This window comes from Salmonella sp. A7 (genome assembly GCF_020181675.1).
GTDB classification, from domain to species: domain Bacteria; phylum Pseudomonadota; class Gammaproteobacteria; order Enterobacterales; family Enterobacteriaceae; genus Salmonella; species Salmonella enterica.
In genome coordinates, this window is sequence record NZ_CP084001.1 from 3391670 (window position 1) to 3416106 (window position 24437).

The following is a 24437-nucleotide window of genomic DNA, read 5'->3' on the forward strand; positions in this document are numbered from 1 at the left end:
ATTTTCGGCAGGTGGTATGAAAAAAGTTATTTTTTCTTTGGCGCTGGGTACGTTCGGACTGGGGATGGCCGAGTTTGGCATTATGGGCGTGCTGACGGAGCTGGCACGCGATGTCGGGATAACGATTCCCGCCGCCGGGCATATGATCTCGTTTTACGCCTTCGGCGTCGTGCTGGGCGCGCCTGTTATGGCGCTCTTTTCCAGCCGCTTTTCGCTTAAACATATACTGCTGTTTCTGGTCACGCTGTGCGTGATGGGCAATGCCATATTTACCTTTTCCTCGTCATATCTGATGCTCGCCGTCGGCAGACTGGTTTCCGGCTTTCCGCATGGCGCCTTTTTTGGCGTCGGCGCCATTGTCCTGTCAAAGATTATCCGCCCCGGGAAAGTCACCGCCGCCGTCGCGGGTATGGTTTCAGGGATGACGGTGGCGAATCTGGTGGGCATTCCGGTCGGCACTTACCTGAGCCAGGAATTTAGCTGGCGCTACACCTTTTTATTGATCGCGGTTTTCAACATCGCCGTGCTCACCGCGATTTTCTTCTGGGTGCCGGATATTCGCGACAAAGCCCAAGGCAGCCTGCGCGAGCAGTTCCACTTCTTGCGTAGCCCCGCGCCGTGGCTCATTTTCGCCGCCACGATGTTCGGCAATGCGGGCGTTTTTGCCTGGTTCAGCTATATCAAGCCATTTATGATGTACATCTCCGGTTTTTCGGAGACGAGCATGACGTTTATTATGATGCTGGTCGGGCTGGGGATGGTGTTAGGCAATCTGTTAAGCGGCAAACTCTCCGGCAGATATACTCCACTGCGCATCGCGGTAGTGACTGACCTCATTATCGTGCTCTCTCTCATGGCGCTCTTTTTCTTCAGCGGATACAAAACAGCATCGCTGACTTTCGCGTTTATCTGCTGCGCTGGTCTGTTTGCGCTCTCTGCGCCGCTGCAAATCCTGCTGCTGCAAAACGCCAAAGGCGGCGAACTGCTGGGCGCGGCGGGAGGGCAAATCGCCTTTAATCTCGGTAGCGCGATTGGCGCCTGGTGCGGCGGGCTGATGCTGACGCTAGGTTTTGCGTACCACTATGTGGCGCTTCCCGCCGCCCTGCTCTCGTTTTCCGCCATGTCGTCGTTGCTGGTATACGGACGTCTAAAACACAAGCAGCCATCGGTCACGCCGGTTGCCGGATGACGCCATCCGGCTAGAAACGTTACGCCAGCGGCCACAGCCAGGCCGCGCCGCGCACGCCGCTTGAATCGCCATGCAGCGCCTTACGTACCGGCGTCTCGCACTCGCCGCCAAAAACAAACGATTTCATCAGCGACGGAACCGTCTTGTACAGGCGCTCAACATTGCTCATACCGCCGCCCAGCACAATGACATCCGGATCCAGAATATTCACGACATGAGATAATGCTTTCGCCAGCCGCAGCTCATAACGGCTTAACGCCAGTTCCGCCACGGCGTCCTGCGCGTCGACCAGACGAATAATCTCATCGCCTTTTAGCGCTTTACCGCTCAAACGCTGGTAATCCGTGGCAAATCCCGTACCGGAAATAAAGGTTTCGATACAGCCTTGTTTACCGCAATAACAGGGAATTTCTTCGCGGTAACGCAACTCATCGTCATCCATCCACGGCAACGGATTGTGGCCCCATTCACCTGCCGTACCGTTGCTGCCGATGTGCGCCCGGCCATTTAGCGCTACGCCCGCACCACACCCGGTACCGATAATCACCGCAAATACCGTTTGCGCCCCCGCCGCCGCGCCATCCACCGCCTCTGATACCGCCAGGCAATTGGCATCGTTGGCTAACCGCACTTCACGCTTCAGACGACGGCTCACATCGCTATCGAACGGCTGGCCGTTAAGCCACGTAGAGTTAGCGTTTTTTACCACGCCGGTGTAAGGCGAGAGAGAACCGGGAATGCCAATGCCGACGCTACCGGTCTGGCCGGTCGCCTGTTCCGCCATGTCGACCAGCGTAGCGATGGTTTCTATCGTTTGCTGATAATCCTCCCGCGGCGTAGGCAGACGATGGCGAAACCGCTGCTCTCCTGCATCATCAAGCGCAATGACTTCCGTTTTTGTGCCGCCTAAATCGATACCAATACGCACATACCGCTCCTCATTTTTTGGGAATATCAACAGGGTAGAATTCACCGTTCTGATTGGCAATGCAAGCCTGCCGACAATTCGTTACTATACCGCCTGGATTTAACGACAAGGCCGTGGAAATTATCATGCTGTGGTTCAAAAATTTAATGGTTTACCGTCTTAGCCGCGATATTACATTACGCGCCGAAGAGATGGAGAAACAGCTCACCTCAATGACGTTTACCCCATGCGGTAGCCAGGATATGGCCAAAATGGGCTGGGTTCCGCCGATGGGCTCTCACAGCGATGCGTTAACGCACACCGCCAATGGCCAAATTATTATTTGCGCGCGCAAAGAAGAGAAAATCCTGCCATCGCCAGTGATCAAACAGGCACTGGAGGCGAAAATCCAGAAACTGGAAGCCGATCAGGGACGCAAGCTGAAGAAGACGGAAAAAGATTCCCTGAAGGATGAAGTGTTGCATTCGTTGCTGCCGCGCGCGTTTAGCCGCTTCAGTCAGACAATGATGTGGATTGATACCGTTAACGGCCTGATTATGGTTGACTGCGCCAGCGCGAAAAAAGCGGAAGATACTTTGGCGCTACTGCGTAAAAGTCTTGGCTCGCTGCCGGTCGTCCCGCTGGCGCTGGAAAATCCGATTGAGCTGACGCTCACAGAGTGGGTGCGCTCCGGTACGGTCGCTCAGGGTTTCCAGTTGCTGGACGAAGCCGAATTGAAAGCGATGCTGGAAGATGGCGGCGTGATCCGCGCGAAAAAGCAGGATCTGGTCAGCGACGAGATCGCCGTTCATATTGAAGCGGGTAAAGTGGTCACGAAGCTGGCGCTCGACTGGCAGCAGCGTATTCAATTCGTCATGTGCGACGACGGCTCCATTAAGCGTCTGAAATTCTGCGATGAGCTGCGCGATCAGAACGAAGATATCGACCGGGAAGATTTTGCCCAACGTTTTGACGCGGACTTTATCCTGATGACCGGCGAGCTGGCGGCGCTGATTCAAAGCCTGGTGGAAGGATTAGGCGGCGAAGCGCAGCGCTAACCAGAGGGTCCCTCTCCGCCGGAGAGGGGACTCACCGTTACAAATAGCGGCACAGATACGAGGTGGGCTCAGCGACCTGTAGATGAAACTCGCTGTGGCCAGGCACGTTAAACACCTCACCGGCTGTATACACTTTCCATTCGACAGTTCCCGGCAACAGTACCTTCAACGCGCCGCTCACAACCGTCATCTCTTCGGGTTCGGCGGTGCCAAAGGTATACTCCCCTTCCGCCATCACACCAACGCTGGCCCGGCCGGTGCTACTGCTGGTAAATCCAATAGACTTCACTTTCCCGGAAAAGTATTCATTGCTTTGTAGCATAATCAGGCCCCGTCTCATTATTAAATTAACACCCAATATAGAGTCCTGACGTTCGGCCTGTCACGTAAAATTAGACAAGCAGTTCTGAAGCTAACCGCGCAATCAAAACATTAGAGAGTAAAACCGGCACATCCAGCGCCTGCTGTAAAATATCCCGATGACGCTGATGAAAACCCAGACAATCCAGCATAATGACGTCCGCGCCTTGATCCAGTAGCGCCTGTCCGGCATCAATTAACTGTTGCTCAGAACCGTGAACCGGATTCGCCAGCGAATACACCGGCGGCATTTGCAATACCTGCCATTTTTTCTCCTGGGCCGCCAGAAGTTCTGCAACAGGCACAATCACGCCCACCTGATGTCCATCCACAATAGAGGCGACAAGCGGTGGAATAATACGCAGCGGTTCAAGCAAAATAGAATTACGGGCTGCCATACTTTTAATCGCCGCGGTGCTCATCAGTATAATGACATCATAACCCTGGTTATCCAGCACCTCGACAACGCTCTGTAAATCTCGCTCCACTTTCTGGCGGGAAACATGGGCTATCTGGTTATCATTCAGCAACGTCAAAAGCGGATCGTCGCCAGGCTCTACAGCGTAATCCGCCATAACGTCTTCCCGGCTCATTTTTCCCAGCAGGCTATGATGGGTGATGTGTTGTTCGTCGATGTATTCCGTCAGAAGCGGTAACACTTCGCTCATTGGCACAACGCCGATTGTGAGGATTGCCAACGACGCACTCATTTTTATTCCACCTTATTACTTCGTCGTAATTCCCGGGCAAATATTCACACGCTCACCGCGCTACCTGCCCTACAAATCTCAGAAAGCGTAGCAGCAGATGAGCAACGTATTGTGTAAAGATTCCAAATAATTCCAATATTGTATTGTTATCGCTTAATTTACGGTTTTAGTTGCCAGTATAAATATTTCAAGAATGTGATGGAGATACAATTTAGGGGTACCCGGAATCCCTTCCGAGTGGTTCATGCGTCTATGATTTATCCGGATCTTCGTAACGTTTTTTCGCATCCATCGCTTCTTCTGCGGTCGGATGCTCGCTGATGAGCGAATCAGGTTTCGGATGGTCAGCCCGTAGCTGATACCACGTCACCGTCTGGCCCGGCGTGCCTTTTTCAATGGTGACGATATAAGCTTCCCGCGGATAAGGTGGTCTGGTTGGCATAGCGTTTCCTTTATTCTGGGTGAGCGTTAAGTATAGACATCTCCCTGTAACCGTTGCGTCGACGGCGGCAACGCCGCAATAATTTCAGAAACGACCTGGGCCGGCGTTTTCGTCGCGTCAATAATGTAATGCGCCGTTTCGCGATACAACGCGTCACGCTGCTCAAGCACTTCCCGAACCTCTTCGCTCAACGGCTTGCCGGTGAGGGTCGGGCGCAGATCCGCTTCAGGTTCAGCCTCAAGCCGGTTAACCAGCGTGGATACCGGCGCGCACAGATAAATCACTACGCCAACACGGTGCATATAACGTCGGTTATACTCCGTGAGAATAATACCGCCCCCCGTCGCCACAACAGTCGAAGGCGCGCTTACCGCTTCCAGGGCCGCGGTTTCCCGGGCGCGGAACCCTCCCCAGCCTTCTTTTTCAACGATATCAGCGACGCTCATCTGCACGTGCGATTGCAGCCAGCGGTCGGTATCTGCAAACCGAAAACCGGTTGCCTGCGCCAGCGCCATACCGATGGTGGTTTTCCCACAGCCCCGCGGGCCAACAAGATAAAGAGGTTGCATCATAGCAGGCGTTCCCCCAGGAACTGCGCATACGCAGGATTTGATATCAGCAATGTTATAATCATATCATCTAACTAGTACAACGCATAAATGTAAATAATAATTTACACAAAGGTACTAAAGTCACAATATTAGTACTATAGCAAGAATCAGAAATGAATAAACTGTAAATTTTTCATTACACGATTTATTTTTTACGCTGGCTTTCCAGCCACCACTTATCCAGCTCGGCGGCAAAATGCTGACGATCGCGCGGCGAGAGTGTGTTTGGTCCCCCCGTTTGTACGCCGCTGGCGCGTAGCGTGTCCATAAAGTCACGCATCGTCAGACGTTCGCGAATCGTGGCGTCGCTATAGCGTTCTCCCCGGGGATTAAGAGCCGCAGCGCCTTTTTCCAGCACTTCAGCCGCCAGCGGAATATCCGCGGTAATCACCAGATCGCCCGCTTCGCATTGACGCACAATTTCATTGTCCGCCACGTCAAACCCGGCGGCCACGCGAAGCGTGCGGATAAAACGCGAAGGCGGCACGCGCAAGGCCTGATTGGCAACCAGAATAAGCGGCAACTGCATCCGCTCGGCGGCGCGGTACAAAATTTCTTTAATGACATTCGGACACGCATCCGCATCCACCCAGATGGTCATAATGTCTCCCGTACGGTATACAATCTTTTATTGTCTCGCGCTTTTGCCTTTCATCAAAGTGCTGTTTCTCCTTCTGCCCGTTTTCAATCCGCGTTAAGCTAACCATTCCCCATAACACACAAACATAGGGAGTGACGAGATGGAGAAGAAAATCGGTTTTATTGGCTGCGGTAATATGGGCAAGGCTATTCTTGGCGGACTGATTGCCAGCGGTCAGGTACTTCCCGGTCAGATCTGGGTCTACACCCCCTCCCCCGATAAAGTTGCCGCCCTGCATGACCAGTACGGCATTAATGCGGCGCAAAGCGCGCAGGAGGTCGCTCAGGTCGCGGATATCGTTTTCGGCGCGGTAAAACCGGGCATTATGGTGAAAGTGCTCAGTGAAATCTCCTCCAGCCTGAACAAAGACTCGCTGGTGGTCTCTATCGCCGCAGGCGTAACGCTTGATCAGCTTGCGCGAGCGCTGGGACACGACCGTAAAATCATTCGCGCTATGCCGAATACGCCGTCGCTGGTCAACGCAGGAATGACCTCCGTCACGCCAAACGCGCTGGTCACACCGGAAGATACGGCTGATGTCCTGAATATTTTCCGCTGCTTTGGCGAGGCGGAAGTGATTGCTGAGCCGATGATCCATCCGGTGGTTGGCGTGAGCGGATCTTCGCCGGCCTATGTCTTTATGTTTATCGAGGCGATGGCGGACGCTGCCGTTCTGGGCGGTATGCCTCGCGCTCAGGCTTATAAATTCGCCGCGCAGGCCGTCATGGGATCGGCGAAAATGGTACTCGAAACCGGAAAGCATCCCGGCGAACTGAAAGATATGGTGTGCTCGCCTGGCGGAACGACGATTGAAGCCGTACGCGTTCTGGAAGAACGTGGCTTCCGCGCTGCGGTAATAGAAGCGATGACGAAGTGTATGGAAAAATCAGAGGCGCTCAGTAAATCCTGAAGCCCGGCTGGACGTCATGCCGCCACTTCGGTGCGGTTACGTCCGGCATTCTTTGCTTTATAAAGCGCCATATCCGCAGACTTTAACCATTCCCGATAATGACCGATTTGTGGCGTTAACGGCGCCACGCCCACGCTGATACGTAACATGACCTGCGGCGCGCCTGGCAAGCGTAAGGTATTTAGCCGTTCATGCACTCTCGACATGGCGGTAATCGCGCTGTCTGCCGGCGTTCCGCACATAATCACCGCAAATTCGTCGCCGCCAAAGCGCCCGATAATATCACTCCCGCGTAGCGTTATCTGTAATTGACGCGTCAGGGCGATAATAGCCTCATCCCCAACATCATGTCCCCAGGTGTCGTTAATGCTCTTAAAATGATCGATGTCGATAATCAACAATGTCGCCTCCCGATGGTGGCGTCGACTGTGATCGAATTCATTACGTAATAAAATTTCCCAGTGGCGTCGGTTATAGACGCCGGTCATGCCATCCCGCGAGCTCATCGCCTGCAAGCGTCGCTTATGTTCCGCTAATTTAATGGCCGTTTGGTAACTTACCCAGGCGAACAGAAGCGGATACAACATAATGACGGGCAAAGAGAGCGTAACTTCCAGCGACGAGCTTCGCATCGCGACGGGTAGCCCGGTAAGCTGCAACGTCACCAGACATGACGCCAGCAAAAGCCCCATTCCGGCAGTGAATAGCTGCCGCCCGCCAGCCCCCATCAGATTCATGCTCATCATCATAAACAGCGCGGCGGCAGGCAACATATTGACGCCCATCAGCGCGATCCACATGCCGGAGAGGATCGCATCCACTTTCAGGTTGTAAATTTCCTGACTTAGCGGATCAAGGGCTTTCGCCGACCACTGCCACGCCAGATGCGGCCAGACAAAAGACCAGCCGACCAGCAACAGCCACCAGCCGCCAAAGACAGGTTGCGTCACTAACACGGCGGCCACCGGTAAAAACATCCCCCCTAACCCCACCGCGCGCGGTAGCCTGATGCGCCGGGCGAAGCGCAACCCGGAGCGCTGACGATCATCAGGAGAGTCAGGCGGCGCTACCGCCTGTTCAACCGCTTTTCGGTAAAAATTTTCATCATTCATTATTTTTGGGAACATTTAGAAACAATTTTCCCAAATTATAGAAACAGAGCGCATGGAGGGAGTATGAAATTTCGGGTGAGTGTTTTTCAGGGCTCACCCGATAGCACTACGCCGCTTTTTTCAGGCAGGCGCTCATAAACTTGCTACGGTCATCGCCTTTCAGGGATTGTTCCGTCGCCTGAACATTGCATTCACGCATTTTCTGCTGTTGCGGCGTCAGGCTTTTCTCGCCAGGGGCTGACTTACTATTTTTCAAGCAGTCGCTAAGGTAGGTTTTACGCGCATCGCCTTTCAACGCTTGCGCTGTCGCCTGCTGATTACAGGTCGTCATGCGCTGCTGTTGCGGCGTTAACGGTTTCTCGGTTGCGCCGACGGCGGTTAAAAAGACCAGGCCAAAAAGTAAAGTCACCAGTAATGTTATTTTCATAGCACCATCCTTTTGTCAGTGTACACATTACACGTTGTCCCTTTGGGAAATATCCCAGGGACTTTATATAAGTCTGGCTGTTACTGGCAAAAATACCACCCGGTTGTAAAAGTATTACTTACCGTGAGCAATAGATGTTTTATTGATTGACAAACCGTAGGCTAATGTGCAATTCGATTATCCACAGTCACACTGGCAGGATGCAGAAGAACAGCGCATAGCGTTACACTGTTATTACCATAGCCGCTTCGTTTTTATTTTCTTCTGGTTAATACAGAGCAAAATAAAAACGAAGCGGCCAGGGCTATTTTATAAAAGTAACGTTATAACAACTGTGTTGTTTTAAATACGATTAGTGCCGGGGGTGTCTCAGCAACTTTTTTACATATTGGCGCAGCAATTCCGTATCGTGATCAGGAACGCTGGCATCCGGCTTTACGCCTTCAAGTGCCCCCTCTACCTGACGTATCAACATCTCCTGCTCGTTTTGCGCCATGTTACGTAACATTGCTGTGACGATAATCTCTAACGCTTCTACCTGAGCAACCAGTTCTTTCGACTCTTCTTCTTTTTGGGCTAGCTTAAGCAACAACTCTGCTATGAGATTTTTCATGACCATATTTCCTTATTAGTTCCAGGGTGACGTTATCACTATGAAGAACCACTGCCTAGAGGCTGAAAGTACTATTTTTATGATACAGGAAGAACTTTACACAAATAATTATCACTGTCGCCGCAGCGAAACGTTTCTCAGACCGAAAACGAGACGATAATAAACCATCAAAAAACAATAATCACGCTATATCATAATTTAAGGTTATGCCATCTATAGAAAAACTTCACGGATAAAGAATATATCTTTTAATTTAAACCATATCGTAACGGCAGAAGCGCCGTTACGATGCACCGCTATTGGCCTTTCGCTTTTTGCGCGTTACGCCGACGACGTAACGCCAGGGTCAGTTGCCCAATATTGATCAACACGATCGCCGCCGTAGCGATAAAAACCCAGCGGAAACCGGCCATCGCCGATACCGTCGCGCCCATCAACGGCCCAACCACGTTGCCCAGGTACATAAATGACTGGTTGTAACCAAAAATACGTCCGGTAATTTGATCGCTGGAGTATTTCACCAATAACGTTTGTACGGCGGGTAACATCGCGCCATCGGCAAAGCCTAACAAGAAACGCAACAGCCCCAACTGGAACGGCGTGGTGACCCAGGACATCGCGAAGAAAAGCAGCACTGCGCAGATAAGCGTGGCCATCAGAATTCTTTCCGTGCCGATTCTGTCGCCAAGTTTTCCCAGGCGAGGCGCGGAGATAAGCGCGGAGATACCGGGCACCGAGGCAATTAACCCGCTAAGAAAGGCGATGTTATTACTGTCCGGCATCATTGATTTGATAAACAGCGCCAGGATTGGACTGATGGAACCATTACAGAGTTGAATGACCATCGTGGTAAAAAACAAACTGATCACCAGCGCAGGATAAGGTAACGACGCAAAAACGGCTTTACCGCTCAGGCGTTCGCTTTTCCTGATGACCGGACGTACGCCTTCTTTAATTAAAAATAGCGTGACCAGAAAGCTCACCACCAACAGCATGGCGGTAATCAGAAATACCGCCCGCAGCCCGATATGATCCGCGACAAAGCCGCCCATTAACGGCCCGCCGATAACGCCGCTGATCTGCGCGGTAGAAAGCGTACTGAGCGCCCAGCCGCTACGTTCGCGCGGTACCTGAGAGGCTACCAGCGCCATGGCATTGGGGATATAGCCTGACGTTAACCCCATGATTCCGCGCAGCAGGAAAAGTTGCCAGACATGGGTCGCAAATGCCTGCAGTAGAATAGCTATCGCCATCCCGAGCGACGCGCGCAATAGCATCAGTTTACGCCCTTTACGATCGGCGAGACTGCCCCACATCGGCGACACAATGGCGGAAATAAGAAACGTGATGCTAAACGTTAACCCGGACCACATTGATAACGCTTCATGGGAAGAGACGCCAAGCTGGGAAATATAAAGGGGTAAGAATGGCAGGATTTGGCTGATTGCCAGCCCGGTAAAAAAACATCCAAACCAAACGGAAATTAGATTAACTTTCCAGGATTCCATAAGACTCGTAACGGTAAGTAGCTGAAAATACGCGTTAGCTTAGCAAGCTCTCATTTTCCTGGTGGTTCCAGAGGTGCGATACGTCACACTTTGCTATTTTGTCTCCCCGTTCATCATTTTTGTGAAACATATCACATTATATAGCCGCGCAAGGCAGACGTTTATGCTTTAACGACACACGCCGTAGCCCCGCATTCCAAGATGAAAATGGTTAGCATGAGCAGCGTTATAGTCAGGCCCGAGTCCATTGCCATAATAATGGCAACTGGCGTTTAACATAGCGCGTAACCAGGGCCCCGTCTCCTCACGCCCCCAGCCGCGCAGAACAGTGATTTTTCGGCCATCCGATAGCTGAAACCCGCTGACATCCAGCGCTTCTGCGCTGGCATGTTCACTGCGACGCGCATCCGGGCGGTGATAAATATTACGGCAGGCATAGCTGCCCAGATGTTCGATGCGGGTCAGGCGGCGCTTCATCCACGTTTCTGTTAAAGGTTTTGCCTGCTGTTCGACAAACAGCGCGGAGCGCAGCGCCAACGGGCAGGAGGCTAAAAAACTGCTGCTCAGTTTGACCTGGCCAAAATCTCTGACGCGCACAACATGGGACAAGGGACATTCACCAGTGCTATCCGCAACAGGTTGTGATGAAATTAATCCCTGTTGATTGGCCGCCGTCAAAAGCTCCCGGCACTGCGACAGCGTAAGGCGCTGTAGTTTGAAGGTAGTGATCCAGCCTGGCGGATCGGCAAGTTGTAGCGGAGCAAAAGGATTATAATAAGAGGGAAGATAACGATATCCCAGTCCGCCAATGCCGCCCAACAGCACAATAATCAGAAAACCCTTACCTCTCACGCGGCCTCCGTTCTCACATCCCATAAACATTATGGCAGAAGCCCGCGAAACCCGCGTTTTGTCGTGGTAATGTATACGCTTTGCATTCGATGGAATGGGTTTTTAAGATGGCGAAATTGCGGGTAGGAATAGTATTTGGCGGTAAGTCGGCGGAACATGAAGTGTCTTTGCAATCAGCGAAAAATATCGTTGATGCGATCGATAAAACCCGCTTCGACGTGGTGCTGTTAGGGATAGATAAGGCAGGACAATGGCATGTTAACGATGCGGAAAATTATTTGCAGAATGCAGACGATCCGGCACATATCGCGCTACGTCCTTCGGCAATCAGTCTGGCCCAGGTGCCTGGCAAACACCAACACCAGTTGATTAACGCCCAGAACGGGCAGCCGCTACCGACGGTAGATGTTATTTTTCCTATCGTCCACGGTACGCTGGGCGAAGACGGCTCATTGCAGGGGATGCTGCGCGTCGCAAACTTACCGTTTGTCGGTTCAGACGTGCTGAGCTCCGCAGCCTGCATGGATAAAGACGTCGCCAAACGACTGCTACGCGATGCAGGACTGAATATCGCCCCGTTTATTACACTCACCCGAACGAATCGTCACGCGTTTAGTTTTGCCGAGGTTGAATCCCGTCTGGGACTGCCGCTGTTCGTTAAGCCCGCCAATCAGGGCTCTTCGGTCGGCGTTAGTAAAGTCGCTAACGAAGCGCAATATCAGCAGGCGGTCGCGCTGGCTTTCGAATTCGATCATAAAGTGGTGGTGGAGCAAGGGATCAAAGGGCGCGAGATCGAATGCGCCGTATTAGGTAACGATAACCCACAGGCCAGTACCTGCGGCGAAATCGTACTGAATAGCGAATTTTACGCCTACGATACTAAGTATATTGATGATAACGGCGCACAAGTTGTCGTGCCTGCGCAGATCCCTTCCGAGGTGAATGACAAGATCCGCGCGATCGCGATCCAGGCTTATCAGACGCTGGGGTGCGCGGGTATGGCGCGTGTCGATGTCTTCTTAACGGCAGACAATGAGGTCGTGATTAACGAGATCAATACGCTGCCAGGTTTTACCAATATCAGTATGTATCCAAAACTCTGGCAGGCGAGCGGATTGGGCTATACCGATTTGATCAGCCGCCTGATTGAGCTGGCGCTGGAACGCCATACGGCGAATAACGCCTTAAAAACCACGATGTAATAGCGCACGCCCGATAGCGCAACGTTTATCGGGCGTCTTTTACCTCATCATCTTCGCGCCGGCGAATGATGAACCCCGCCAGCCAGAAGCTGATAATCCACGTTACCAGCCCAACGCCATAGGTTTGCCATCCTTTCGCCTCAAAACCCAGCAATCCTACGACGCCATTCAAAATAAAGATAAGGCCAATAGAGAAGGCATAGTAGTGCCAGTCACGACGAATTTTTACAGGCAAACGCATAACGACTCCGACGTATTAACAGCAACAAAAACGTATTTTTGCATACTTCTGGCGAGCGAGTCTGTGGGGGATACGGAATTTCTTAAATGTTAATTGATTTTGATAAAAGTGATCGTTTTGTGACAACTAACAAAAATTTACGCGATGGATACATTCCGTATGTGAAATTACCATGATTCTGATATTGACAAACACAATGACCTGTCAGACTTCACAGTAAGCCGATGGCATAACGCCAGATCGTAGCCGATCATCCTGGAGGTCTTTATGGCTGATTTCACTCTCTCAAAATCGCTGTTCAGCGGGAAGCATCGAGAAACCTCCTCTACGCCCGGAAATATTGCTTACGCCATATTTGTACTGTTTTGCTTCTGGGCCGGAGCGCAACTCTTAAACCTGCTGGTTCATGCGCCGGGCATCTATGAGCATCTGATGCAGGTACAGGATACAGGTCGACCGCGGGTAGAGATTGGGCTGGGCGTCGGGACGATTTTTGGCCTGGTGCCCTTCCTCACGGGCTGCCTCATTTTCGCCGTTATCGCCGCGTTTTTACGCTGGCGTCACCGTCACCAATAAACCTTAGCGCGCTGGAGAAAATATCCCAGCGCGAAATTTATCGCCCCATACACCGCGCCCGCCGCTCATCAACTCGTTTAGCAAACCAGGCGGTCGTCAGCTTACGCGTGATCTTCGGACTTTCCAGTTGAATACCGGGCAACATTTCCCGCGCAAGCGTCTTACCCGTTTTGGCCTCGGCCAGTTTATAGACTTTCTTGTAGAGCGCCGTTTTTTCAAACGCCAGGCTATCGCCTTTCTCCAGTTGGCTGCGAATTTCACGCTCACTCATTCCCAACTGCCCTGCCAGTTTGCGCACCGCTAACTCTGTTTTGCCCGGTTCCTTGCTGTTATAACGAATCAGATCGCCATCCAGCGCCAGTTTTACCCCACTGGCTTTACTGACGGCATTCTGGAACGCAGCGTTACGGCTGGCGTACCATCCCGCGTTGAAGTCGGCGAAGCGGAAAACAGGCGCGCTGTAGTTCGCCGGGTAATTCAGCAAATGGTAGGTTCCAAACCACAATCCGCCACGGCGCGTAAAGACCTCCTGACGTACCGTACCCGTCATCTTCCACGGATAGCCTTTCGCGTGCTGTTCGGCAAAGGCAATGCTGACCTGCATCGGGCCGCCCGTATGCACCGGGTTATATGAGCCAAATAGCGTCTGCCCCATAGGGACCATATTGATAAAGTCGTCAAAAATAGCGCTAAGCTGTTTTTCGGTTTTTACCGTGTCCAGGCGTTCGCTATAGCTCTTGCCGTTGGGGGAGTTAATTTTCAGCGCGGTGTGCACCAGAAACAGCGGAATGTGTAGTCGTTCAGCGCGGCGATCAATCTCCTGCCAGGCGATTTTACTTAGTCCCGGCACGACAGGATCAGCCTGATAACCGGACTCCTGCTGGGCGACAGCCAGCACCGAACAGATATTTTCTACCGTCGGCGCCAGCCCCTGGCTCTTAAACGTTGTCGCGATGTCTTTCGCCCAGGCCTCTCTGTCTTTGAAACTGGCCGGCATTTTCTGACGTACTACGCTTGCCACGTCGACAGGCTTCTCGCCCTTGCTCACCGGCTGCCCGGATTGACTACTACAGCCAGCCAATATGGCGACCGCCAGAAAAGGCAGAGGATAAAGACGGGACGCCGCCGACATAACGTTTCCTTCTGTTAGCTAAAAGAGTGGGTCACTTCCTGAACTGGCTGACCATCCAACTGACGTTCAAAGCTACGTAAACGTTTATAAATAGACATCAGCTCCACCAGCGTCGTCCAGGAGTTAATCAAATACTGGAACGAACCGCGCACCTGACCAAACACGTTGGTGATTTGCGTCATCAGCCCCAGCGTAATCGTACCGGCAACAATGGAAGGAAACAGCAGGAACAAACCGAAAACGTTATCGACCTGCAAATAGAGAATGCGCGCGATGTTGAAATACATATAGTGAAAGTAGAGACGGAAGTAGTTATGACGCACCGCGCTAAACAGTTCACGGACGGTTGGCGGCGTGGCGCGGCTGGCGTCATCTTCACCGTAGACCAGCTCCTTACGATAAGCGGCTTCCACTCGCTGATTTTTAAATTCCAGCCCCGGCAATTTGATCCCGACGACTGCCAGCAGGCCCGTCCCCATTAATGACCAGACTATGGCGGCAATGACCAGGCCGTAAGGGATATGCCCTACGATGGGTAAATCCGGCACATGCGCTGACAGGGTGACCAACACCGGCAGAAAGGCGATGAGCGTCATGATGGCATTGATAAAACTCACGCCCATATTCTCCAGTGTAGAGGCAAAACGCATGGTGTCCTCCTGCACACGCTGGGCGGCCCCTTCGATATGGCGCAGGTACTGCCAGTGCGCCATATAGTGCTCATTCATTGCGGTACGCCAGCGAAATACATAGTGGCTGACAAAGAAGTTGTTCAGCACACCGATCACCACGGCGATAAGCGCAATACCGAGAAACACCCCCACTTCATGATAAAATTGACCAAGAGTGACCTTGTGCGGCGAGCTGAGCGCCGTTTGAATCAAATCATAGAACGGCGCGTACCAGGCGTTAACCGCAACGCCAACCTCCACCAAAAACCAGGTGACAAAAATAATGAGCGAGGTGCCAAGTATCGACCAATACTGCCAGCGGTGCGGGCTATAGATGAACCAGAACGTTGCAAATAAACCCACGCAAATCAGGTAATAAGCATAAAAAATCAGATAGTCCAGCGACCAGAAGCGCGCTGCGCTGATAGGCACTTCATCGGATGCCCCTACAAGTCGCGCCACCCAATCTCCTCCTCCCGCCTGCCAGAAAATGACGGCGATCAGCGCCCAAACAAACGCCGACATGAAAAACGGCCCTGGCTTTGGGAAAAAAGATTTAAACATCATGCTCTCCTGCTAACTTCTTCTCTTTATTACGGCTGCTGTGACGGCGGCAATATCACGCCATGCCCACGCAAATGAAAGGGCTAAACCAGGCATTGTGACCTACGTTGTGACGCTTAGTTCGCACTTCTGCTCAACAGAATTGTTTCGACGAGTTTCATTCTAAGCAGGCAGGCTGGCGCTATCAGGTTATCACAAGCGCTCTATCACAAAAGTAAACATTCTTCATCACGAAAACCCGCCGTTACGTTTTTTCACCCACTTTTTTCTCTTTAACGTTTTGCAATGTGCCGCCGGGTAGTATAAATACGCATAACCACCGTTATTTCACTTATGGACATCACCGTTGAAACGTAGTCTGCTTTTTACTGCCATGCTGTTTGCGGCATCACTTACTTCTGTCCAGGCGGCTCAGCCGATTGCCGATCCGGTTTTTGCCTCTGATATCGTTGATCGTTATGCCGAGCATATCTTTTATGGTAGCGGCGCCACGGGCATGGCGCTGGTGGTGATCGACGGCAATCAACGCGTATTTCGTAGTTTCGGTGACACCAGACCGGGCAATAATGTTCGTCCACAGCTTGATTCGGTCATTCGTATCGCTTCGCTCACCAAGCTAATGACCAGTGAAATGTTGGTAAAATTGCTCGATCAGGGAACGGTAAAATTAAACGATCCGCTCAGCAAATATGCGCCTCCCGGCGCGCATGTCCCGACGTATCAAGGCACGCCGATTACGTTGGTCAACTTAGCGACCCATACCAGCGCGCTTCCGCGAGAACAGCCCGGCGGCGCGGCGCATCGTCCGGTATTTGTCTGGCCAACCCGCGAACAACGCTGGAGCTGGCTCTCCACAGCAACGTTAAAAGTCGCGCCAGGCTCGCAGGCGGCCTATTCCAATCTGGCGTTCGACCTGTTAGCCGACGCGCTGGCGACCGCCTCCGGCAAACCTTATACGCAACTGTTTGAAGAAAAGATTACCCGCCCGCTGGGAATGAAAGACACCACGTTTACCCCCTCTCCCGATCAGTGTAAGCGTCTGATGGTGGCAGAGAAAGGCGCAAGCCCCTGTAATAATACGCTGGCAGCCATTGGCAGCGGCGGGGTCTATTCTACGCCAGGAGATATGATGCGCTGGATGCAACAGTATCTGTCGTCAGATTTCTATCACCGTAGTCATCAGGCCGATCGTATGCAAACGTTGATTTATCAGCGCACACAGTTAAAGAAAATCATCGGGATGGACGTACCAGGTAAAGCCGACGCGCTCGGTCTGGGCTGGGTCTATATGGCGCCAAAAGACGGACGTCCTGGCATTATCCAGAAAACAGGAGGCGGCGGCGGTTTTATTACCTATATGGCGATGATCCCACAATATAATATTGGCGCTTTTGTGGTCGTAACCCGTTCCCCCCTCACTCGTTTTACCAATATGAGCGACGGGATTAACGATTTGGTTACTGAGCTAAGCGGCAATAAACCGATTGCTATTCCTGCATCCTGAGTCGTCGCGCCTCGCGCTATATCAGACGAGGCGCAACATTTTTGTTAATATTCGGAGGGCAAACGGTTAATACTGATCAGTTTGCCTTTATTCATTTCAATGTAATTACCCTTACGCAGGGCCGCGAGAACTTCCGCCACCACCGATCGCGATACGCGCGTTCGTTGATGAATATAATTCATAACACCAATACGTGAGCGAAGTTCTTCATCCCACTCAATCATTGTCATTAACGTCGCACGAATCTGGTCGTAAGAATTATTACCAATGAGCTGCTTGTCACGAAGTTCCAGTACCTGGCTTTTCCATACTATCCAACAGAAGGCTTCACGCCACAGTTGGTTCTGCTCAATGATGGCGAGAGTTTGTGATGATGAGAGGCGATAACCGTTGCAACCGCTCTCCGCAATTAATTTATATTGTGCCTCTTTTTTCGCCACACCATCGGCTAAACCGAAAATAAAGGGGGCCTGCACAATACCAATAAGAACTTTATCACCCCGAACTAACGAAACAACCCCCTCTAAAATAACAAAGGTATGGGTATTACTTTCATCAGGTGAACAGATAATCTCTTTATCGTTAACAAACTCGAAACGCGCACCATGCTTAGAAAGGCATTTATCGAGTCTGTTGAATTCCTGTAGTGGCTTACTTAAAGATAACATATGCATTCCTTGCAATAATGCCCGTCAAGTCCTTGACGGGCATTTTTCAGTTTAAATTACCTTTATTTCTCCTGAGAGAAAATGATTACCAGGTATATTTAACACCAACGTTTGCAGACCAGTCTTGATCAACATCACCGCCGCCGAGGTAGTTAGCATCGGTGTAGGCGCTGAAGTTCTTCGTGAAGCTGAACTGAGTACCCAGACCAACACGTACCGCAGAACCTTCTACGCCGTTGTCGATAGAGTCGCCGTTTACGTCAGCATCGTTGTTGGAGTCGTCGTAAACGTAAGCCAGTTTGAAGTACGGCGTCAGCGCCTGATCTTCGCTGTAAGTGAAGGTATAACCTGCATCTACACCGATTTCATAACGCATGCTGTCGTAGGACTGACCGTCAACTTTCATGTTGTTGCTCAGCTGGTAGTCGTCGCCAGACTGGAACAGACCGGATACGCTGCCGTAAGGCGTTACGTAGCCTGCATCACCCAGTTTCCAGTCGTAACCCAGTTTCAGACCGAAGCCCCAGGCGTCAGAAGAGGTGTTGCCGTCAACGTAAGTACCGTCGCTCATGTTAGCAGACAAATCGTTGTTGAAGTGAGAGTAGCTCAAGTTACCGTCAACAAAGATGTTGTTTGCGAAACGAGCGGAAGAGTAGATGTAGGCAGACTGGCTGTCCTGATCCACCTGACCGGTACGATCGCTCAGATCGCCTTTCGCGAAGCCTGCTGCCGCACCAACGATCCACTTAGCGTTGTTACCGTCAACTTTGGTATCAACACCGACCATGATGCCATTAACATCCTGATCGTAGTTAATGGTGCCGTTGTCGCCGTTGAAGTTACCGCCGAAGTAGCTTACCCATGCGCCGCCGTTATCCGCCAGGCCATGACGAGCGTTGGTCAGACGAGTACCAACGGTGTCTTGTTCCAGGTTCCAGATATTGGTGTTCGCAGAAGGAATGCTCAGCGCCATGTTAGCGTAGTCGGTCAGTTCCATCTGTTCCAGCACGACAGTGTTGCCTTCCTGCTTAGCCTGATAGGTGTAAGCACCCAGGTCAGCTTTGTTTGCTGCAGAGAAGGTCGCATCGGTGTTTACGTCATTGACATAAATCAGCTCGTTGCCTTTGTAATCCGCAACAGAACCGGCACCAGTAGCGTTGTCGATGCGAACTTTATAGTTACCAGTGGCCGCTACAACATTATCAACAGAGCTGTTATCCAGTTCGTCGCCGTTGTTGATATCGCCATTACCGTTGATGGTCAGGTGACCGTCAGAGTTCATCGCGATAGTACCGTAACCATAGTTAGCCTGAGTGGTATCCCAGGTACGGTCGTTCACCAGGTCAGCATTCAGAACATAATCACTGCTATGGATATTGAACACACCAGAAACAACATTACCGTTGTGATCAGCAGTATTGCCGCTGGTCAGTTCCAGTTTATCAGTGCTGAATACTTCGGTATCAAACTGACCAACATTCACATCCAACACACCACCGTTAGTTACGGTGATGGTATTGGCATACAGATTGGAATAAGTGCTCCATCCAGTAGATTCGGTCAAACCAACAGTACTATAGGAGTCAATTGTCAGGTGATCGGTGTCAACATAACCATCTTCACCAATGTTCAGTGAAGAACCATTAGTCAAATTAATGGTGTCTGATGTTAAATCAGAATTAGAAACATTAACCTGAGAACCATTGTTTACAGCCAGAGTATCAACAGTCGAGTCCCCAACGGTGTCCCATTCAGAACCATTGTTCAGCGTCACGTTAAACACGCCGCTCTGGAAAACTTCATTACCAACGATACGATTCCAGGCATTATCTTCCAATGTTGCGCCTGGAGTAAGGCTGTTCGTTTCAACATCATACATACGGGACGTTGTATCAACAGTATAAGTCGCCTGACCAACCCACTTACTGCCATTATCAAGTGTAAGGTTCAGTTCGTCGACGTTGAGGCCGTCATCAGCCCAGCCATGGTTGGTATCAGGAACACCATCACCGTTAGTATCATCACCATCCGCATCGAAATTGGCGTTCCAGTTACTGGTAAATTTGACATCACCCATCAGCGTAGAATTACTGAAGTACACATTGTTCTTCATTGCATAGTCTGAAGCACCATTGTCATCAGTGAAAGATAATGCAACGTCGCCAGCACCAGTATAATCGCTCGGCTCATCGGAATTGCCAAAGTGACCTGTGCCAAAAGTACCAGTGTCAGTAGTATAAGCACTATCCAGGATATAATCTGAACCGGAAGTTACAGTAGAGTCAAATACATTAATATTGTTATCCCAGTTATGGGATTCCGTCGTGTAAGTGTTGTTGTAAGTATTTCCCTGAGACAAGGCAATACCTGCAACACGGGAATTGTTGGAAATATTGATGTTACTTTCTACATCAAGATTCACCGCCACGCCTTCGCTGACATCGAATGTTTCATTTGTGTACTTAGTTACATCACCATCCTTATAGGAATCAGTGAAGTAAAACGCTTCATAATCATCATCAATGGTGGAATTAGCGATGTTCAGCGTGAACACATCACCGTCATACCAGTTTCCGTCAACAGTATCAGTACCGTTGTTGAACCGATAATATTCAGAATACCCATCGTGATCCAACGTATCAAAACGATCGTAATAACCAATCGGCAGCATGGAAGTAATCGAGCCATGAATAACTGAATTACTAATATTCAGCTCATTACTGGTTGCGTCATTATAATCATGGTTCAGATAATAGGTAGAAATCGTACCGTTAACAGTGTCACCGTTGAACGTCTGATCGAAATCACCATTGGCATTGTTGTAGTAAACGAAACCGCTATAGTTTACATAGTTACCATCAACAGTGCCTGCGGCATCCATATTATTCCAATCAAGCGCGGTGGTAGGATTGTCGTAATAAGTCCAGGTATCGTAAGTAGTAGCATTCGCCTGAGAAGTGATTGCCAGAGTGCAAGCCAATGCTAATTGTGAGACTACAAGTTTCTTTTTCCAGGAGTGCATTTGTCATCCCTCCTCAGGGACGTAATATAGTTGATCCATCAATTATCAATGCATAAAAACATATAGATGTTTAGCAAGGAGGATTATGCGGCGTCATTGCTAAAAGGTTCAATTATTCTTTATCCTCAGTCCGGATTCGGACATGAATTAAAAAGACGTAATAAAAGGAAAATAGATAATTAAAAATCATTCTTTTTCATGAGGTTACAAGAAAATAAAAAAATAAAATACATATGAGATAAATATGGATTAAAGAAAAATAAAATAAATATGAATAATGTTAAAACCCACATTTACTTAAATGACGATGAAATAAAACTAAAAACAACGTAAAACTAATTCTTATTTAAAATGATATAGTACCTGAGGTATTAATCTCCGGTATATAAAAGAAGCGCCATGTTCTGCCGCCGCTGGGGCTGCGCCTGCTACGTTAAGGACCGTTTTCGTAAAACATCTGCCTGCAGATTCAGGTATACTGGGCCTTCGATTCCACAAACATCAGGCAGACCATGACAGACCTTATCCATCGCCCTCGCCGCCTGCGCAAATCCGCTGCGCTGCGCGCTATGTTTGAAGAGACAACACTTAGCCTGAACGACCTGGTGTTGCCGATCTTTGTTGAAGAAGAACTCGACGATTACAAAGCTATTGATGCCATGCCCGGCGTAATGCGTATCCCGGAAAAGCAGCTGGCGCGAGAGATTGAACGTATCGCAAATGCTGGTATTCGTTCCGTTATGACCTTCGGCATTTCCCACCATACTGATGACACCGGCAGCGATACCTGGAAAGAAGACGGTCTGGTGGCAAGAATGTCCCGCATCTGTAAGCAAACCGTGCCGGAGATGATCGTCATGTCCGACACCTGCTTCTGCGAATACACCTCGCACGGCCACTGCGGCGTGTTGTGCGAACACGGTGTGGATAACGATGCGACGCTGGCCAACCTCGGCAAGCAGGCCGTTATCGCGGCGGCGGCTGGAGCAGATTTTATTGCGCCCTCCGCGGCCATGGATGGACAAGTCCAGGCTATCCGCCAGGCGCTGGATGCCGCCGGTTTTACCGATACGGCAATAATGTCCTACTCCACCAAGTTCGCCTCTTCTTTCTACGGCCCCTTCCGTGAAGCAGCGGGTACCGCGTTAAAAGGCGACCGCAAGACGTATCAAATGAATCCGATGAACCGCCGTGAAGCGATTCGCGAATCACTGCTCGACGAAGCCCAGGGCGCGGATTGCTTAATGGTGAAACCGGCCGGCGCGTATCTGGACGTGCTGCGTGAAATCCGCGAACGCACAGAGTTGCCGCTTGGCGCTTACCAGGTGAGCGGTGAATACGCCATGATTAAATTTGCTGCTATGGCTGGCGCCATTGATGAAGAAAAGGTCGTGCTGGAAAGTCTGGGCTCGATTAAACGCGCCGGCGCCGATTTGATTTTCAGTTACTTCGCGCTGGATCTGGCTGAGAAAAATATTCTGCGTTAATTCTGTTACAGGGCGGCGCGCTGCCGCCCTTTCCCGACGTTCCCCCCCCCCACTATTCAGTCGCTGACGCTAACCCGTTGCCGGACGCGGCTTATCGGCTTACGGCTATTCCTCGATCGCCTGGCGAATTTGCTGCAACGATGCGGGATCGTCAATGGTTGTCAGATCGCCCGGATCGCGGCCTTCACAGATTGCCTGGATCGTGCGGCGAAGCATCTTTCCGGAACGCGTTTTGGGGAGCTGCGAGACAAACCAGACATGCGCCGGACGACCAAAGTGACCGATCTGGTTGTCCACCAGCGCCATAATCGCTTTTTCCTCGTCGCGCGCCGCCTCGCGATCCGCCAGCGTATCGCTCTGCTTCGGAATGACAAACGCCACCGCCACCTGCCCTTTCAGAGCGTCCTTTATCCCCACCACCGCCACTTCCGCTACGTTCGGGTAGCTGGAGATACTTTCTTCTATTTCTCGCGTCCCCAGCCGATGACCCGCAATATTAATCACATCATCGGTACGGCCCAGAATAAAGTAATACCCCTCGGCATCGCGGATTCCCCAGTCGAAGGTGGCATAAACCTGACGGTTAAACAGCGACCAGTAAGTCTTCACAAAACGCGCATCGTCGCCCCAAATAGTCTGAATACAGCCCGGCGGCAGCGGCCCTTCGATCACCAGCATGCCTTTTTCATTTATGCCGCAAGGTTCGCCGGTGACTTCATTGAGTAGCTGGACGTTATAACCGTACATCGGCACGCCGGGACTTCCCAGACGCGACGGCCTGTCGTCCAGCGCGCGGGCCAGCGCCATGATCGGCCAGCCGGACTCCGTCTGCCAATAATTGTCGATAACCGGCACACCCAGCGTCTCCGTCACCCAACTGGCCGTCGGCTCGTCCAGCGGCTCACCGGCCAGATAAAGCGCCTCCAGCGAGGAGAGATCGTGATTGCGGATTTGCGCCGTCGGGAATTTTTTCAGCACGCGAATCGCGGTCGGGGCGGAAAACATCCGGTTAACCTGGTATTTCTCGACAATTTTCCACCAGACCCCGCAGTCCGGGTACGTCGGCAGTCCTTCGTAAACAATAGTCGCCATGCCTGCCAGCAGCGGCGCGTAAACGATATAGGAGTGGCCGACGACCCAGCCGATATCCGATGCGCAAAAGAATACGCCGCCCACCTTGCCGCCAAAAATGGTGTCCATCGAGGTTGCCAGCGCCACCGCATAACCGCCGACGTCGCGCTGGACGCCTTTCGGTTTGCCGGTAGTGCCGGAGGTGTAAAGAATGCATGAGGTTTCATTGGATTCCAGCCACGCCACCGGCACGCTCGCGCCGAGATGCTGCTGGCGCAACGTGGCAAAATCCAGATCGCGCCCATCCACCCACGCCATTTTCGCCAGCCCTCTGTCCACCAGCAGAACGTGTTTCGGCTGATGCTGCGCCTGCGCAATAGCGTCATCAAGCAGCTTTTTATACGGCAGGATTTTACCGCCCCGCGCTCCGGCATCCGCCGACACAATCAGCGCCGGTCTGGCATCGTCAATGCGCGCCGCCACGCTGTGCGAGGCAAAACCGCCAAAGACCACCGAATGGATCGCACCAATGCGCGCGCAGGCCAGCAGGGTTATCTGCGCTTCGGCAATCATCGGCATATAGACCAATACGCGATCGCCACGCTGCACGCCCAGCGACAGCAGCATAGCGGCCACAGCGTTGACTTCATCATGCAACTGGCTGAAGGTAAATGTACGCTCTTCATCGGTCTCTGATGAGACGGCAATCAGCGCCAGTGCCTCCGGCTGTTTATCCCGCCAGCGGTCAACGGCGTTATGACATAAGTTAGTGGTGCCGCCGCAAAACCAGCGGGCAAACGGTGGACGGCTATGATCCAGCGTCTGCGTAAACGGCTGTCGCCAGTCGATACGCCGGGCCTGCTCGGCCCAGAACGCCTCCGGTTCGTTAATGGAACGCTGATAAAATTCGCTAAAAGACATCACGCTCTCCTGTTGAACTTACGCCTTACTGCTGGCTGG

At 51.4% G+C, this 24437-nt stretch carries 24 protein-coding genes; 7 read left to right on the top strand and 17 right to left on the bottom strand.

Annotation, left to right across the window (positions count from 1 at the left end; all coding sequences use genetic code 11):
* Positions 1–16 precede the first annotated feature (16 nt).
* On the top strand, positions 17–1189 hold the full coding sequence (gene araJ, locus LCS67_RS16655; protein WP_000755629.1) for an MFS transporter AraJ: 1173 nt from the start codon (positions 17–19) through the stop codon (positions 1187–1189).
* Between the two features lie 19 nt (positions 1190–1208).
* Here the strand turns inward: araJ and mak are convergent, their stop codons facing one another.
* On the bottom strand, positions 1209–2117 hold the full coding sequence (gene mak / locus LCS67_RS16660) for a fructokinase (RefSeq protein WP_001219282.1): 909 nt from the start codon (positions 2115–2117) through the stop codon (positions 1209–1211).
* Between the two features lie 125 nt (positions 2118–2242).
* Between mak and rdgC the strand changes: the two genes are divergently transcribed.
* On the top strand, positions 2243–3154 hold the full coding sequence (rdgC, locus tag LCS67_RS16665) for a recombination-associated protein RdgC (RefSeq protein WP_000964307.1): 912 nt from the start codon (positions 2243–2245) through the stop codon (positions 3152–3154).
* Positions 3155–3191: 37 nt separating this feature from the next.
* Here rdgC and ppnP read toward each other — a convergent pair whose 3' ends face one another.
* The 5 genes from ppnP to LCS67_RS16690 all read right to left on the bottom strand — a co-directional run bounded on the left by ppnP (position 3192) and on the right by LCS67_RS16690 (position 5878).
* Positions 3192–3476: a pyrimidine/purine nucleoside phosphorylase gene (gene ppnP / locus LCS67_RS16670; RefSeq protein WP_000941953.1), complete on the bottom strand. Its 285-nt coding sequence runs from the start codon at positions 3474–3476 to the stop codon at positions 3192–3194.
* A gap of 70 nt (positions 3477–3546) precedes the next feature.
* On the bottom strand, positions 3547–4224 hold the full coding sequence (locus LCS67_RS16675) for an AroM family protein (protein ID WP_001276437.1): 678 nt from the start codon (positions 4222–4224) through the stop codon (positions 3547–3549).
* Positions 4225–4474: 250 nt separating this feature from the next.
* On the bottom strand, positions 4475–4666 hold the full coding sequence (yaiA, locus tag LCS67_RS16680) for a protein YaiA (RefSeq protein ID WP_001143161.1): 192 nt from the start codon (positions 4664–4666) through the stop codon (positions 4475–4477).
* A 26-nt stretch (positions 4667–4692) separates the two neighbouring features.
* Positions 4693–5238, bottom strand: coding sequence for a shikimate kinase AroL (aroL, locus tag LCS67_RS16685; RefSeq protein ID WP_000983570.1), 546 nt, complete (start codon positions 5236–5238; stop codon positions 4693–4695).
* A gap of 184 nt (positions 5239–5422) precedes the next feature.
* Entirely contained in the window at positions 5423–5878 is a 456-nt protein-coding gene (locus tag LCS67_RS16690) for a YaiI/YqxD family protein (RefSeq protein WP_000158137.1), read from the bottom strand.
* Between the two features lie 139 nt (positions 5879–6017).
* Here LCS67_RS16690 and proC point away from each other — a divergent pair, with 139 nt between their 5' ends.
* Positions 6018–6827 (top strand): pyrroline-5-carboxylate reductase, encoded by an 810-nt coding sequence (gene proC / locus LCS67_RS16695; RefSeq protein ID WP_000412193.1) that lies wholly within the window; start codon positions 6018–6020, stop codon positions 6825–6827.
* A 14-nt stretch (positions 6828–6841) separates the two neighbouring features.
* On the opposite strand, the gene adrA is transcribed toward proC, so the two are convergent.
* The 5 genes from adrA to LCS67_RS16720 form a co-directional block, all read right to left on the bottom strand.
* Positions 6842–7954, bottom strand: coding sequence for a diguanylate cyclase AdrA (adrA, locus tag LCS67_RS16700; protein ID WP_023233102.1), 1113 nt, complete (start codon positions 7952–7954; stop codon positions 6842–6844).
* 91 nt (positions 7955–8045) lie between these two features.
* Complete coding sequence (psiF, locus tag LCS67_RS16705; RefSeq protein ID WP_000705162.1) at positions 8046–8366, bottom strand: phosphate starvation-inducible protein PsiF; 321 nt, start codon at positions 8364–8366, stop codon at positions 8046–8048.
* 352 nt (positions 8367–8718) lie between these two features.
* Positions 8719–8979, bottom strand: a complete 261-nt coding sequence (gene iraP, locus LCS67_RS16710; RefSeq protein ID WP_001518423.1) for an anti-adapter protein IraP — start codon at positions 8977–8979, stop codon at positions 8719–8721.
* A 296-nt stretch (positions 8980–9275) separates the two neighbouring features.
* Positions 9276–10487, bottom strand: coding sequence for a multidrug efflux MFS transporter (locus LCS67_RS16715; protein WP_000446772.1), 1212 nt, complete (start codon positions 10485–10487; stop codon positions 9276–9278).
* A gap of 168 nt (positions 10488–10655) precedes the next feature.
* Entirely contained in the window at positions 10656–11369 is a 714-nt protein-coding gene (locus LCS67_RS16720; RefSeq protein WP_000480786.1) for an extensin family protein, read from the bottom strand.
* A 77-nt stretch (positions 11370–11446) separates the two neighbouring features.
* On the opposite strand from LCS67_RS16720, the gene ddlA reads away from it, so the two are divergent.
* Positions 11447–12541: a D-alanine--D-alanine ligase gene (gene ddlA / locus LCS67_RS16725; protein WP_001096588.1), complete on the top strand. Its 1095-nt coding sequence runs from the start codon at positions 11447–11449 to the stop codon at positions 12539–12541.
* A gap of 25 nt (positions 12542–12566) precedes the next feature.
* Here the strand turns inward: ddlA and LCS67_RS16730 are convergent, their stop codons facing one another.
* Positions 12567–12782 (bottom strand): DUF2754 family protein, encoded by a 216-nt coding sequence (locus LCS67_RS16730; RefSeq protein ID WP_001239240.1) that lies wholly within the window; start codon positions 12780–12782, stop codon positions 12567–12569.
* Positions 12783–13049: 267 nt separating this feature from the next.
* Here LCS67_RS16730 and LCS67_RS16735 point away from each other — a divergent pair, with 267 nt between their 5' ends.
* Positions 13050–13358, top strand: a complete 309-nt coding sequence (locus tag LCS67_RS16735; RefSeq protein WP_000763139.1) for a YaiY family protein — start codon at positions 13050–13052, stop codon at positions 13356–13358.
* A gap of 37 nt (positions 13359–13395) precedes the next feature.
* Here LCS67_RS16735 and yaiW read toward each other — a convergent pair whose 3' ends face one another.
* Positions 13396–14490 (bottom strand): surface-exposed outer membrane lipoprotein YaiW, encoded by a 1095-nt coding sequence (yaiW, locus tag LCS67_RS16740; RefSeq protein WP_001271409.1) that lies wholly within the window; start codon positions 14488–14490, stop codon positions 13396–13398.
* Between the two features lie 14 nt (positions 14491–14504).
* On the bottom strand, positions 14505–15725 hold the full coding sequence (gene sbmA / locus LCS67_RS16745) for a peptide antibiotic transporter SbmA (protein ID WP_000477023.1): 1221 nt from the start codon (positions 15723–15725) through the stop codon (positions 14505–14507).
* Positions 15726–16071: 346 nt separating this feature from the next.
* Between sbmA and ampH the strand changes: the two genes are divergently transcribed.
* Positions 16072–17229 (top strand): D-alanyl-D-alanine-carboxypeptidase/endopeptidase AmpH, encoded by a 1158-nt coding sequence (gene ampH, locus LCS67_RS16750; protein WP_000830780.1) that lies wholly within the window; start codon positions 16072–16074, stop codon positions 17227–17229.
* Positions 17230–17273: 44 nt separating this feature from the next.
* On the opposite strand, the gene iprA is transcribed toward ampH, so the two are convergent.
* Together iprA and LCS67_RS16760 are read right to left on the bottom strand one after the other, a co-directional pair.
* Complete coding sequence (gene iprA / locus LCS67_RS16755; RefSeq protein ID WP_000950234.1) at positions 17274–17897, bottom strand: hydrogen peroxide resistance inhibitor IprA; 624 nt, start codon at positions 17895–17897, stop codon at positions 17274–17276.
* An 85-nt stretch (positions 17898–17982) separates the two neighbouring features.
* Positions 17983–20919, bottom strand: coding sequence for an autotransporter outer membrane beta-barrel domain-containing protein (locus tag LCS67_RS16760; protein ID WP_000556520.1), 2937 nt, complete (start codon positions 20917–20919; stop codon positions 17983–17985).
* A gap of 512 nt (positions 20920–21431) precedes the next feature.
* On the opposite strand from LCS67_RS16760, the gene hemB reads away from it, so the two are divergent.
* Positions 21432–22406 carry a porphobilinogen synthase gene (gene hemB / locus LCS67_RS16765; RefSeq protein WP_000130724.1) on the top strand — a complete coding sequence of 325 codons (975 nt, stop codon included), beginning with the start codon at positions 21432–21434 and terminating at the stop codon, positions 22404–22406.
* Positions 22407–22511: 105 nt separating this feature from the next.
* On the opposite strand, the gene prpE is transcribed toward hemB, so the two are convergent.
* The gene (gene prpE / locus LCS67_RS16770) at positions 22512–24398 is read right to left on the bottom strand and encodes a propionate--CoA ligase (protein WP_000010222.1); all 1887 of its coding nucleotides are present in this window, start codon (positions 24396–24398) and stop codon (positions 22512–22514) included.
* Between the last annotated feature and the right edge of the window lie 39 nt (positions 24399–24437).

What these genes read in the sequence shown, in the direction of transcription:
- araJ (WP_000755629.1), top strand. Translation starts at nt 17, where the DNA reads ATGAAAAAAGTTATTTTTTCTTTGGCGCTGGGTACGTTCGGACTGGGG.
- rdgC (WP_000964307.1), top strand. Translation starts at nt 2,243, where the DNA reads ATGCTGTGGTTCAAAAATTTAATGGTTTACCGTCTTAGCCGCGATATT.
- ppnP (WP_000941953.1), bottom strand. Translation starts at nt 3,476, where the DNA reads ATGCTACAAAGCAATGAATACTTTTCCGGGAAAGTGAAGTCTATTGGA.
- LCS67_RS16675 (WP_001276437.1), bottom strand. Translation starts at nt 4,224, where the DNA reads ATGAGTGCGTCGTTGGCAATCCTCACAATCGGCGTTGTGCCAATGAGC.
- yaiA (WP_001143161.1), bottom strand. Translation starts at nt 4,666, where the DNA reads ATGCCAACCAGACCACCTTATCCGCGGGAAGCTTATATCGTCACCATT.
- aroL (WP_000983570.1), bottom strand. Translation starts at nt 5,238, where the DNA reads ATGATGCAACCTCTTTATCTTGTTGGCCCGCGGGGCTGTGGGAAAACC.
- LCS67_RS16690 (WP_000158137.1), bottom strand. Translation starts at nt 5,878, where the DNA reads ATGACCATCTGGGTGGATGCGGATGCGTGTCCGAATGTCATTAAAGAA.
- proC (WP_000412193.1), top strand. Translation starts at nt 6,018, where the DNA reads ATGGAGAAGAAAATCGGTTTTATTGGCTGCGGTAATATGGGCAAGGCT.
- adrA (WP_023233102.1), bottom strand. Translation starts at nt 7,954, where the DNA reads ATGTTCCCAAAAATAATGAATGATGAAAATTTTTACCGAAAAGCGGTT.
- psiF (WP_000705162.1), bottom strand. Translation starts at nt 8,366, where the DNA reads ATGAAAATAACATTACTGGTGACTTTACTTTTTGGCCTGGTCTTTTTA.
- iraP (WP_001518423.1), bottom strand. Translation starts at nt 8,979, where the DNA reads ATGAAAAATCTCATAGCAGAGTTGTTGCTTAAGCTAGCCCAAAAAGAA.
- LCS67_RS16715 (WP_000446772.1), bottom strand. Translation starts at nt 10,487, where the DNA reads ATGGAATCCTGGAAAGTTAATCTAATTTCCGTTTGGTTTGGATGTTTT.
- LCS67_RS16720 (WP_000480786.1), bottom strand. Translation starts at nt 11,369, where the DNA reads ATGTTTATGGGATGTGAGAACGGAGGCCGCGTGAGAGGTAAGGGTTTT.
- ddlA (WP_001096588.1), top strand. Translation starts at nt 11,447, where the DNA reads ATGGCGAAATTGCGGGTAGGAATAGTATTTGGCGGTAAGTCGGCGGAA.
- LCS67_RS16730 (WP_001239240.1), bottom strand. Translation starts at nt 12,782, where the DNA reads ATGCGTTTGCCTGTAAAAATTCGTCGTGACTGGCACTACTATGCCTTC.
- LCS67_RS16735 (WP_000763139.1), top strand. Translation starts at nt 13,050, where the DNA reads ATGGCTGATTTCACTCTCTCAAAATCGCTGTTCAGCGGGAAGCATCGA.
- yaiW (WP_001271409.1), bottom strand. Translation starts at nt 14,490, where the DNA reads ATGTCGGCGGCGTCCCGTCTTTATCCTCTGCCTTTTCTGGCGGTCGCC.
- sbmA (WP_000477023.1), bottom strand. Translation starts at nt 15,725, where the DNA reads ATGTTTAAATCTTTTTTCCCAAAGCCAGGGCCGTTTTTCATGTCGGCG.
- iprA (WP_000950234.1), bottom strand. Translation starts at nt 17,897, where the DNA reads ATGTTATCTTTAAGTAAGCCACTACAGGAATTCAACAGACTCGATAAA.
- LCS67_RS16760 (WP_000556520.1), bottom strand. Translation starts at nt 20,919, where the DNA reads ATGCACTCCTGGAAAAAGAAACTTGTAGTCTCACAATTAGCATTGGCT.
- hemB (WP_000130724.1), top strand. Translation starts at nt 21,432, where the DNA reads ATGACAGACCTTATCCATCGCCCTCGCCGCCTGCGCAAATCCGCTGCG.
- prpE (WP_000010222.1), bottom strand. Translation starts at nt 24,398, where the DNA reads ATGTCTTTTAGCGAATTTTATCAGCGTTCCATTAACGAACCGGAGGCG.